The sequence below is a fragment of the Actinosynnema sp. genome, assembly GCF_052038725.1.
Map to the genome: position 1 here is coordinate 1 of NZ_JBQGCX010000147.1, position 10,910 is coordinate 10,910.

Annotated in this window: 11 protein-coding genes; 8 read left to right on the forward strand and 3 right to left on the reverse strand. The window is 73.7% G+C overall.

Annotated elements, in window-relative coordinates:
* Positions 1–1,361, reverse strand: a 1,361-nt coding sequence (gene radA, locus ACTUAL_RS02825) for a DNA repair protein RadA (protein ID WP_440899164.1), incomplete at its 3' end; no start/stop codon positions are given.
* Between the two features lie 426 nt (positions 1,362–1,787).
* Complete coding sequence (locus tag ACTUAL_RS02830) at positions 1,788–2,540, reverse strand: hypothetical protein (protein WP_096491223.1); 753 nt, start codon at positions 2,538–2,540, stop codon at positions 1,788–1,790.
* A 258-nt stretch (positions 2,541–2,798) separates the two neighbouring features.
* On the opposite strand from ACTUAL_RS02830, the gene ACTUAL_RS02835 reads away from it, so the two are divergent.
* The 7 genes from ACTUAL_RS02835 (at position 2,799) to ACTUAL_RS02865 (ending at position 9,207) form a co-directional block, all read left to right on the forward strand.
* Positions 2,799–3,287, forward strand: a complete 489-nt coding sequence (locus ACTUAL_RS02835; protein WP_012782996.1) for a CarD family transcriptional regulator — start codon at positions 2,799–2,801, stop codon at positions 3,285–3,287.
* A 35-nt stretch (positions 3,288–3,322) separates the two neighbouring features.
* Positions 3,323–4,015: a 2-C-methyl-D-erythritol 4-phosphate cytidylyltransferase gene (gene ispD, locus ACTUAL_RS02840; RefSeq protein WP_096491222.1), complete on the forward strand. Its 693-nt coding sequence runs from the start codon at positions 3,323–3,325 to the stop codon at positions 4,013–4,015.
* A complete protein-coding gene (gene ispF / locus ACTUAL_RS02845; RefSeq protein WP_096491221.1) occupies positions 4,012–4,479 on the forward strand; it encodes a 2-C-methyl-D-erythritol 2,4-cyclodiphosphate synthase in 468 nt (155 codons plus the stop codon). The genes ispD and ispF overlap by 4 nt, the downstream gene beginning before the upstream one ends.
* A 161-nt stretch (positions 4,480–4,640) precedes the next feature.
* The gene (locus ACTUAL_RS02850; RefSeq protein WP_096491220.1) at positions 4,641–5,252 is read left to right on the forward strand and encodes an HAD family hydrolase; all 612 of its coding nucleotides are present in this window, start codon (positions 4,641–4,643) and stop codon (positions 5,250–5,252) included.
* Positions 5,253–5,318: 66 nt separating this feature from the next.
* The gene (gene cysS, locus ACTUAL_RS02855) at positions 5,319–6,713 is read left to right on the forward strand and encodes a cysteine--tRNA ligase (RefSeq protein WP_096491219.1); all 1,395 of its coding nucleotides are present in this window, start codon (positions 5,319–5,321) and stop codon (positions 6,711–6,713) included.
* A gap of 5 nt (positions 6,714–6,718) precedes the next feature.
* Positions 6,719–7,684 (forward strand): 23S rRNA (guanosine(2251)-2'-O)-methyltransferase RlmB, encoded by a 966-nt coding sequence (rlmB, locus tag ACTUAL_RS02860; RefSeq protein ID WP_096491218.1) that lies wholly within the window; start codon positions 6,719–6,721, stop codon positions 7,682–7,684.
* A gap of 92 nt (positions 7,685–7,776) precedes the next feature.
* On the forward strand, positions 7,777–9,207 hold the full coding sequence (locus tag ACTUAL_RS02865) for an MBOAT family O-acyltransferase (protein WP_096491217.1): 1,431 nt from the start codon (positions 7,777–7,779) through the stop codon (positions 9,205–9,207).
* Here ACTUAL_RS02865 and ACTUAL_RS02870 read toward each other — a convergent pair.
* Positions 9,195–9,389, reverse strand: a complete 195-nt coding sequence (locus ACTUAL_RS02870; protein ID WP_440899165.1) for a hypothetical protein — start codon at positions 9,387–9,389, stop codon at positions 9,195–9,197. The two genes, ACTUAL_RS02865 and ACTUAL_RS02870, sit on opposite strands and share 13 nt — an antisense overlap.
* A gap of 434 nt (positions 9,390–9,823) precedes the next feature.
* On the opposite strand from ACTUAL_RS02870, the gene ACTUAL_RS02875 reads away from it, so the two are divergent.
* Positions 9,824–10,910, forward strand: a 1,087-nt coding sequence (locus ACTUAL_RS02875) for an MFS transporter (protein ID WP_440899166.1), incomplete at its 3' end; no start/stop codon positions are given.

Here is a 10,910-nt window from a genome sequence, read left to right on the forward strand (position 1 = left end):
CCCGTGATCTTCAGCAGCCGCAGCGCCTCGCCGAGGTCGTTGGCCACCAGCGCGCGGGTCTCCTTCGGCAGCGGACCGGCGTCCGGGGGGACCAGGGCCCTGGTGTAGCCGAGCCTGGCCGCCTCGCTGAGCCTGCGGCCCACGCCGTTGACCCGGCGCAGCTCGCCCGACAGCCCCACCTCGCCGACCACCACCAGGTCGTGCGGCAGCGGCTGGTCCACGGCCGCCGACGCGACCGCGAGCGCCAGCGCCAGGTCCACCGACGGCTCCACCAGCCGCATCCCGCCCACGGTCGCGGTGAACACGTCCTTGTTGCCCAGCGGGACCCGGCCGCGCTTCTCCAGCACCGCCATCACCATCGCCACCCGCGCCGAGTCCAGCCCGCTCACCGCGCGCCGGGGCGCGGGCAGGCTGGTCGGCGCCACCAGCGCCTGCACCTCGCCCAGCAGCGGTCGCTTGCCCTCCACCACGACCGTCACCGCCGAGCCGGTCACGTCCTGCTCGCGCCGGTTCAGGAACAGGCCGGACGGGTCCGGCACGCCGACGATGCCGTCGTCGCGCAGCTCGAAGCAGCCGACCTCGTCCGCCGCGCCGAACCGGTTCTTGATGCCGCGCAGCAGCCTCAGCGTCGAGTGCCGGTCGCCCTCGAACTGGAGCACCACGTCGACCAGGTGCTCCAGCACCCTCGGGCCCGCGACCGAGCCGTCCTTGGTCACGTGCCCCACCAGGACGATCGGCAGGTTCCGCTCCTTGGCCACCGAGATCAGCCCGGACGTCACCGCCCGCACCTGGCTCACGCCGCCCGGCATCCCGTCGATGCTCAGCGACGACATGGTCTGCACCGAGTCGACGATCATCATGCTCGGCTTGACCGCGTCCACCTGCCCGAGCACGGCCGAGATGTCGCTCTCGGCGGCGAGGTAGATCTCGTCGTGCAGGTTCCCGGTGCGGTCGGCGCGCAGCCGGACCTGCCCCGCCGACTCCTCACCGGTCACGTAGAGGCACCGGCCGACCGTGCTGGCCCACTGGTGGGCGACCTCCAGCAGGAGGGTCGACTTGCCGACGCCGGGTTCGCCCGCCAGCAGGACGACCGCACCGGGGACGAGCCCGCCGCCGAGCACCCGGTCCAGCTCGCCGACCCCGGTGGCCGAGGCCCGCGAGGACTCGATGTCGACCTGGCCGATGGGCCGCGCGTCGCCGCTCGTGGCGCCCGCGAGGAACCGCGCGGGCGCGGCGGCCCCGCGCTCCTCGACCGTGCCCCACGCCTGGCACTCCGGGCAGCGCCCGACCCACTTGGACACCTCGTGCCCGCACTCAGCGCACCGGTAGACGGGCCGGGCCGCCCGAACGTTCTTGGCCACCCGGCCAGGCTAACCACCACCCCCGACAGCCCGGCCGCAGCACGCCCGAGCGGGCCCCGCGAGGACCACCGGCCACCCCTGCGGCACCCCGCACCCGCGCGCTGCGGCGCACCGAGGCGGCGGGAACCGCCCAGCGGAAGGCCCGCGCCGCCCGAGGCGGGGCGGGCGGCGGTCCGGCGGGCGCGCCGAACGGCCGCGAACGTCGCAGCGGGACTCCGCAAGGCCGGAGGGCTCGGGGCGCCCCGCAAGCGCTTCCGCCCCACCACCGCGCCCCCGCGCGATCACCGCGCGTCGACCACCGACCCCGTTCCGCCACCCCCACGGCCCCGGAACGACGCCGAGGGCCCCGCACCGGTGTCATCACCGGCGAGGGGCCCTCGGCGAAGCTCAGGGGCGCTCAGGCGTCCGATCGGGACGCCCGCGGGCTCAGTGCTCGGACTTCTGCTCCACGCGGGCCTCGGGCGTCGCGCCGATCGGCACGTCCAGGGTCAGCTGCCCGGCCTTCTCGAACCGGAACGTCACCTTGATGGTCTGACCGGGGCGCACGTCCTGCTTGAAGTCCGGCAGCACGATCCGCACCTTGCCCGGCTCGGCCGTGGCCTCGGGCGCGGAGGAGGGGTTGCCGCTGCTCGGCGCGGCCGAGGACTGCGAGGCGGAGGACTGGGAGGTCGAGGACTGCGAGGCGGCGGACTGCGGGGCCGACGACGCGGAGGACGCCGACGACGGCTGGCCGGACGACGGCGCCGACGCGCTCGACGGCGCGGAGGTGGTCGTGGGGCGCGCCGACGAGCTGCCGGGCGCGCTCTCCGCGGTCTCGGCCACGATGCTCGTGGTCGGCTCCAGCTCGACGTCCCCGCTCAGCTCGGCCTCGCCGGTCGCGGTGCTGGTGACGGAGGTGAGCCGGTCCAGCTCGGCGCCGTTGTTCACGATGGTGACGACCAGCGGCGCGGAGCCGCCCGTCGCGTAGTGCCCCTCCTCCACCGGGAACTGGAGCTGGGCGTCGCGGACCGCGATGACGCCCGCGTCGCCCGACGCGCCGTTGACGGCGGCCACCTTGTGGCTGGTCTGGGTGATCTGCCCCGCGCCGCAAGCCGTTGCGATGAGACCGATGCCAGCGACCGCGGCGGCGACGACGACCGCGCGGCGAGGAGCTGGGGACTTCTGCTGTGCGCGACCCACGGCTGCTCAGATCCTTCCGGTGTGTTGACGGGAGCGGCAGGACCAGGCCCGACCACCGATCAAGGAGCCTAACCGGGACCGCCCCGACCGGCGGCACGTGGTGGCCTAGCGCACGGTGACGCAGCGCTTCCGTTGCACGCGAACAGGTGGTTTGTCAACCCCCCGCGCGGCCCTGACCAGCGCGAACCGATCTCCGGAGACCGATGAGGGGATTGCTTGGCGTGTTAGGATGGAGTTAGCGAAAGGGGCAGAGGACACATGGTTTTCAAGGTCGGAGAGACCGTCGTCTACCCGCACCACGGTGCCGCTCTCATCGAAGCGATCGAGACCCGCGTGATCAAGGGCGAGGAGAAGAAGTACCTCGTCCTCAAGGTCGCCCAGGGTGACCTCACCGTCCGCGTCCCCGCAGACAACGCCGAGATCGTAGGCGTGCGCGACGTGGTCGGCCAAGAGGGTCTGGACAAGGTCTTCGAGGTGTTGCGCGCTCCCCACACCGAGGAGCCGACCAACTGGTCGCGGCGGTACAAGGCCAACCTGGAGAAGCTCGCGTCCGGTGACGTGAACAAGGTGGCCGAAGTGGTGCGTGACCTCTGGCGGCGCGAGAAGGACCGCGGGCTGTCGGCGGGCGAGAAGCGGATGCTGGCGAAGGCCCGGCAGATACTGGTCAGCGAGCTGGCGCTGGCCGAGGGCACCGACGAGGACAAGGCCGAGGTCCTCCTCGACGAGGTCCTCGCGACCGCGTCCTGATCTTCACCGAGCAGACCGCACGGAACACCGCGAACATGGGTGTTGTCGCGCTCGTGCCCGCTGCGGGCCGGGGTGAGCGGCTGGGCTTCGGCATGCCCAAAGCGCTCGTCCCGGTGGCAGGCGTGCCACTCCTGGTGCGCGCGATCCGAGGGCTCTTCGAGTCCGGACGCGTGCGGCACGTCGTCGTCGCGGCGCCACCGTCCGATGTGGATCAGGTGAGAACCGTCACCGCCCCGCTGGCTCCCGCCGGTGGGGCGGTGCACGTGCTCGCGGGGGGAGCCGAGCGGTCGGACTCGGTCCGCCTGGCGCTGGAGCACGCGCTGGCCGAGGTGCCGGACGTGCGGGTGGTCCTGGTGCATGACGCCGCTCGCGCGTTCACCCCTCCCGCCGTGGTCCGGGACGTGGTGGACGCCGTGCTGGCGGGCCACCCCGCGGTCATCCCGGTGTTGCCCGTGGCGGACACCGTCAAACGGGTTGACCCGAAAGGGGTCGTCGTCGACACCCCGGACCGCTCGCTGCTGCGCGTCGTCCAGACGCCGCAGGGCTTCGACGCGGCCACGCTCCGCGCGGCTCACGAGTCGGGTCTGCACGCGACGGACGACGCGGGTCTCGTCGAGCGGCTCGGTGTGCCCGTCGTCACGGTCGCGGGCCACCAGGACGCGATGAAGGTCACCACGCCCTTCGACCTCGCGGTCGCGGAGGCGCTGCTCGTGGGAGGAACCGGGTGAGGGTCGGCATCGGCACGGACGTGCACCCCGTGGAGCCGGGTCGCGACTGCTGGATGGTCGGGCTGCTCTGGGAGGGCGCCGACGGGTGCGCCGGGCACTCGGACGGGGACGTGGCGGCGCACGCGCTGTGCGACGCGCTGCTGTCCGCGGCCGGGCTGGGCGACCTGGGCGCGGTGTTCGGCACCAGCGACCCGCGCTGGTCCGGCGCGCACGGCGTGGAGTTCCTCGCGGAGGCCCGGCGGCTGGTCGAGGCCGAGGGGTTCGTGGTCGGGAACGCGGCGGTCCAGGTGATCGGGAACGCGCCGCGCGTGGGCAAGCGGCGGGCCGAGGCGCAGAAGGTGCTGTCCGAGGTGCTCGGCGGGCCGGTCTCGGTGAGCGGGACGACCACGGACGGGCTCGGGCTGACCGGCCGCGGCGAGGGCGTCGCGGCGGTCGCGACCGCGCTGCTGCTGCCCAGGGGCTGACGCCCGGTCGCGGCGCCGGACGGCCGACACCCGGTCGCAGGCGGCCGGTCACCGACCGCTGATCACCGGCTGCTCCCACCGGGTGGGCCCAGCGCGGCGGGGTGTGGTGTGCGTCTTGTGGTCGGGACTTGCGGCGCGCCGACGACGTAGCGTGCTCGCACGTGACGATCCGCGCCGTGCTGTTCGACTTCTCCAACACGCTGTTCCGGTTGGAGCACCCCTCGTTCGCGCTCCACGGCGAGCTGATGCGGGCGCTGACCGCGCCGTTCGGCCTGCCGGACGGGCTCGCCGTGGACGCGGACACCTGGGAGCGGCGCGACCTCGACCCGGTGGCGCACCGCGAGGCGCACGTGGAGGCGCTGGCGAGCGCGGGCGCCGAGGACCCGGACGGGTTCTACGAGAGCCTGCTCTCCCCCACCCGCTGGCAGGCCTACCCGGACACCGCGGTCGCGCTGGGCACGCACCTGCGGACGGCCGTGGTGAGCAACATCGGCTGGGACGTGCGGTCGGTGTTCGCCAGGCACGGGGTGCTCGGGCGGGTGGACGAGTTCGTGCTGTCCTACGAGGAGGGCGTGGTCAAGCCGGACCCGAAGCTGTTCGAGGTGGCCTGCGAGCGGCTGGGGGTCGAGCCGGGCGAGGCGCTGATGATCGGGGACAGCGAGGAGGCGGACGGCGGGGCGCGCGCGGTGGGGTGCCGGTTCGAGCTGGTCGAGCCGCTGCCCACGCAGGAGCGGCCGGACGCGCTGCTGAACGCGATCTCCCGGCACGCCTAGCGGTCGCGCGCCTGCCGCCGAAAGGCGGTTCACCCCCGGTTGGCCATCGCCCGTACCATTCTCCGGGTGAGCCTCCACATCTACGACACCGCAAGCAGAGAACTGCGGGAGTTCCGCCCGCAGATCAGCGGAACGGCGTCGATCTACGTGTGTGGGGCGACCGTGCAGGGCGTTCCCCACATCGGGCACGTGCGCAGCGGCCTCAACTTCGACGTGCTGCGGCGCTGGCTCGCGCGCACCCACGAGCGGGTCGTGCTGGTGCGGAACGTCACCGACATCGACGACAAGATCTTGGTCAAGTCCGCCCAGCACGACCGGACCTGGTGGGACTGGGCGTTCGAGCACGAGCGGGCCTTCGACGACGCCTACGAGGCGCTCGGCTGCCTGCCGCCGACCTACGCGCCGCGCGCCACCGGGCACGTGACGCAGATGGTCGAGCTGATGCGGCGGCTGGTCGACGCCGGGCACGCGTACGCCGCGGACGGCGACGTGTACTTCTCGGTGTCCTCGTTCCCCGAGTACGGGAAGCTGTCCGGGCAGCGGGTGGACGAGGTCCACCAGGGCGAGTCCGAGCTGACCGGGAAGCGGGACCAGCGGGACTTCACGCTGTGGAAGGCCGCCAAGCCCGGCGAGCCCTCGTGGCCCACGCCGTGGGGCGACGGGCGGCCCGGCTGGCACCTGGAGTGCTCGGCCATGGCGACCGAGTACCTGGGCCCGACGTTCGACGTGCACGGCGGCGGCATCGACCTGATCTTCCCGCACCACGAGAACGAGCAGGCCCAGTCCAGGGCGGTCGGCGACGGGTTCGCGCAGTACTGGATGCACAACGCCTGGGTGACGCTCAGCGGCGAGAAGATGTCCAAGACGCTGGGGAACACCGTGTCGATCCCGGCGCTGCTGGAGCAGGTCCGCGCGCCGGAGCTGCGGTACTACCTCGTCGGGCCGCACTACCGGTCGACGATCGAGTACTCCCCCGCCGCGCTGGACGAGGCGGTCACCGCCTACCGGCGGATCGAGTCGTTCCTGCGGCGCGTGGTCGAGCGCACCGGGGCCGTGGACGCGGACGGCGAGCTGGGCGAGGACTTCGTGTCGTCGATGGACGACGACATGGGCACCCCCGGCGCGCTCGCCGCGGTGCACAAGCGGGTGCGCGAGGGCAACACGGCGCTGGAGTCCGGGGACGACGCCGGGGCTCGCGCCGCCGCGTCGTCGGTCCGGGCCATGACCGCCGTCCTCGGGCTCGACCCGCTGTCCGAGCGGTGGTCCGCCTCCGCCGGGCGCGAGAGCGGGACCTCCCGCGCGCTGAAGGCGCTGGTGGACCGGGTGCTCGCCGACCGGGTGGCGGCCCGCAAGGAGCGGGACTTCGCGCGGGCTGACGCCCTCCGCGACAGCCTGCTCGCCGCCGGAATCGCCGTCGAGGACACCCCCGACGGTCCACTGTGGACTTTGAAGGACAGCTGAAGCTCGTGGCAGGGAACTCCAAGCGCCGGGGGGCGATGCGCAACCCCGGTTCCAAGAAGGGCGCGGTCGTCGGTTCCGGCGGTCAGAAGTCGAAGGGCCTGCAGGGCAAGGGCCCGACGCCCAAGGCGCAGGACCGGCCGAACCACCCGGCCTACCGCAAGGCGAACGCGGCGGCCAAGGCCAACGCGGTGCGCCAGCAGCGGCGCAAGGCGGCCGACGCCGCGCCGGAGACGGTGGCGGGCCGCAACCCGGTCGTGGAGTGCCTGCGCGCGGGCATCCCGGCGACGGCGCTGTACGTGGCGCTGGGCATCGACGCGGACGACCGGGTGGCCGAGGCGGTGCAGCTGGCGGCGAGCCGGGGCATCTCCGTGCTGGAGGTGCAGCGCGGCGAGCTGGACCGGATCACCGGCGGCGCGATGCACCAGGGCCTCGGGCTCCAGGTGCCGCCGTACGAGTACGCGGAGCCGCGCGACCTGCTCAGGGCCGCGAAGGAGTCGGGCCGCCCGCCGCTGCTGGTGGCGCTGGACGGGGTCACCGACCCGCGCAACCTGGGCGCCGTGGTGCGCTCGGCGGCGGCGTTCGGCGCGCACGGCGTGGTGCTGCCGCAGCGGCGCTCGGCGAGCATGACGGCCGTGGCGTGGCGGACCAGCGCGGGCACGGCGGCGCGGCTGCCGATCGCGGTGGCCACGAACCTGACGCGGCAGCTGCGCGAGTGGGCCGAGGAGGGGCTGATGGTCATCGGCCTCGACGCGGACGGCGACGTGGACGTGGACGGCCTGGACCTGGCGACGGGCCCGCTGGTCGTGGTGGTGGGCTCCGAGGGCCGGGGGCTGTCCCGGCTGGTGCGGGAGACCTGCGACCAGACCGTGTCGATCCCGATGGCGTCGGACGTGGAGTCGCTGAACGCGTCGGTCGCGGCGGGCGTCGTGCTCGCCGAGGTCGCGCGCAGGCGCAGGCTGGACGCCCGCTAGCGGGCTGACGGGTGGTGGCGGTCCCCGCGGGGACCGCCCAACTCGCCGACTCCCGAGATCGATCACCCCTGCCCCGGCTACCCTCACCCGCGATGTCCTTCGCCACGCCGCTCTTCCTCTGGTTCTTCGTGCCTGCCGTGCTCACGGCAGTCCTCGTCGCGCCCAGGGGCTGGCGCAACGGGATCGTCGCGGTGGCCAGCCTGCTGTTCTACGTGACGGGCGCGGGCGGCACGACGCTGCTGCTGCTCGCCTGCATGGTGGTGAACTACCTCGCCGGGCTGAAGCTGGCTCCGGACGGGCCGCTGGCGGCCGACAGGCGGCGGGTGCTGCTGGTCGGGGTGATCGGCTTCGACCTGGCCGTGCTGCTGGTGTGGAAGTACCTGGGGTTCGCGACCGAGCAGCTGGCGGCGATCGCCTCGATCGTGGGCGCGGACCTGCCGGTGGTGCACCTGGCGCTGCCGATCGGCATCTCGTTCTACACGTTCCACCACATCTCGTACGTGGTGGACGTGTACCGGGGCGAGCGGCCCGCGCTGCGCGAGCCGGTCTCGTTCATCACCTACATCGCGATGTTCCCGCAGCTCGTGGCGGGTCCGATCGTGCGGTGGCGGGAGATCGCCGACCAGCTGCCGCAGGAGCGCACGCACCGGTTGGACGACATCGCGGCGGGGTTCCCCCGGTTCGCGCTGGGGCTGTGCAAGAAGGTCATCGTCGCGGACTCGCTGGCGCCGCTGGTGGACGCCGCGTTCGCCACGCCCTCGGACGAGATGACCTGGTCGGTGGCGTGGCTGGGTGCGATCGGCTACGCGCTGCAGCTGTACTTCGACTTCTCCGGGTACTCGGACATGGCGATCGGGCTCGGGCGGATGCTGGGGTTCCGGCTGCCGGAGAACTTCGCGCGGCCCTACTCGTCGGTGACGATCACCGAGTTCTGGCGGCGGTGGCACATGTCGCTGTCGCGGTGGTTCCGGGACTACCTGTACATCCCGCTCGGCGGCAACCGCCGGGGGACGTGGACGACGTACCGGAACCTGTCGATCGTGTTCGTGCTGACCGGGTTCTGGCACGGGGCGAACTGGACGTTCCTGGTGTGGGGCGTGTTCCACGGGGCGCTGCTGATCGTGGAGCGGCGGTTCGGGTGGGCCAAGGCCCCCGAGGGGCGCAAGGCGCTGCTGGGGCGGCGGGCGCTGACGTTCCTGCTGGTCGTGGTCGGCTGGGTGTTCTTCCGGTCGCCGGACCTGGGCACGGCGTTCTCGGTGCTGGGGAACATGCTCGTCCCGGACCTCGACGGCCTGCCGGACGCGGTGGCGGTGGCGGCGACGAACCAGCGGATCGCGCTGCTGGTGCTGGCGCTGGTCGTGGTGCTCCTGCCGAACCACCCGGTGACGGGGCCGTACCTGGAGTCGGCGCGCACGCGGGTCGCGACGGGGCTGCGGGTCGCGGTGATGACGGTGGGCGCGCTGTACGCGGCGATCCTGGTGGCGGGCGGGACGTTCAGCCCGTTCCTGTACTACCAGTTCTGAGGCGGTTCCGGGACGCGGGCTCGCTCCCACGGGTCGTCGTCGCCGATCCGGTCCTCGGTGCCGAAGAACTCGTCGGCCTCGCGCCTCATCAGGGCGTAGTCGACCCTGGGCAGCGCGCGGTGCCGGGCGACCAGTTCCTCGGCGCTGATGCCCCGCGACCTCCAGCGGTCCTCCCGTTCCACGCGGAGCAGGGTAGCGCTCGGTAGCGCACCCCTGAGCGCCCCGCAGCGCGTTCGCCGCGCGGAGTTCCCCCGAACGGCGGTGCGCCGCCCCTCCCGCTACTCCCCCGGACCGCCGCCGCGCCACGTCCCAACGCTCGACCCGTTCGTGGTCCGCTCGGCCCAGCGCGCCCGGCGCGGTCGCGTCGGGTCGTGACGTAGGGTGGGCGCGGTCGAGGCGGGGAACGGCCGCCGGGAGGACAGACTCAGCAAAGGACGTGGACTCTTTCCCAACCGATAACCGCCGCACGCGGTCAGTCAAGTCGGTTTCGGGTGCGCGCTCCCGCGGGACGCCGAGCGGTCGACCACCGCCGCCCCGCGCGCGGGCCTCGAGGATCAGTTGCTTCTGGTGGGGATGACGTGACTCGCTCATCGGGGTCCGGCGTCCGGGGGCGCGGGTGACCTCCGGGGGCGCGCTGCGCGCCCTGGTGGGCAACCGCGAGTTCCGCGGGCTGTGGATCGGTTCGGTGGCGTCCACGGCGGGCGACCAGCTCGCCGCGGTGGCGCTGTCCCTGCTGGTGTTCGAGCGCACCGGCTCCCCCGCGTGGACCGCCGTGACCTGGGCGTCCACGCTGCTGCCCCCGCTGGTGTCCGGGCCGCTGCTGGCCTGGGTCGCCGACCGCTACCCGCGCCGCACCGTGATGGTGGCGTGCGCGTGGCTCCAGGCCGTGCTGGTGGGCGCGATGGCGATCCCCGGCGTGCCGCTGTGGGGCATGGTCGCGCTGCTGTTCTCGGCGCTCATGGTCGCCTCCCCGTTCCTGGCCGCCCAGGAGGCGAGCCTGCCCTCGGTGCTGCCCGACGAGCGCTACGACGACGGTGTGGCGCTGTTCGGGACCTCCGTGGACGTCGCCCAGATGGTGGGGCTGGCCGCCGCGGGCTTCCTGGTGACCTGGGCCGGTCCCGGCGCCGCGCTGGCGCTGGACGCGGCCAGCTTCGTGCTGGTCGCGGTGCTGGTGCAGCTGTCCGTCGAGCACCGGCCCGCCGCCGCGCCGCGCAGCGCCCCCGAGGACCCGGAGGGGGCGCGGAGCGCGCTGGCGCTGCTGCTGACCGAGCCCCGGCTGCGCTCGCTGCTGGGGATGCGGCTGCTGGCAGGCCTGGCGATGGTGCCGGAGGGGCTGGCGGTGCCGCTGGCCGACGGGCTGGGCGCGGTGTGGGCGGTCGGGCTGATCCTGGCCGTGGAGCCCGCCGCGAACGTGCTGGGCGTGGCCCTGCTGTTCCGCTTCGTGCGCGACCCCCGGCAGCGGGAGCGGCTGATGGGGCCGCTGGCGGTGCTGTCGCTGGCGCCGCTGGCGCTGTTCGCGCTGGAGCCGAACCTGACCTGGGCGATCGTGCTGCTGGTCATCGCGGGCATGGCCGGGGCGTACCACACGCCCGCGCGGGCGGCCTGGATGCGGTTGCTGCCCGACGCCTACCGGGGCCGGGCGTTCGGCATCGCGCGCACCGCCCTGCGCACCAGCCAGGGCGGTGGCATGGCGCTCGCGGGCG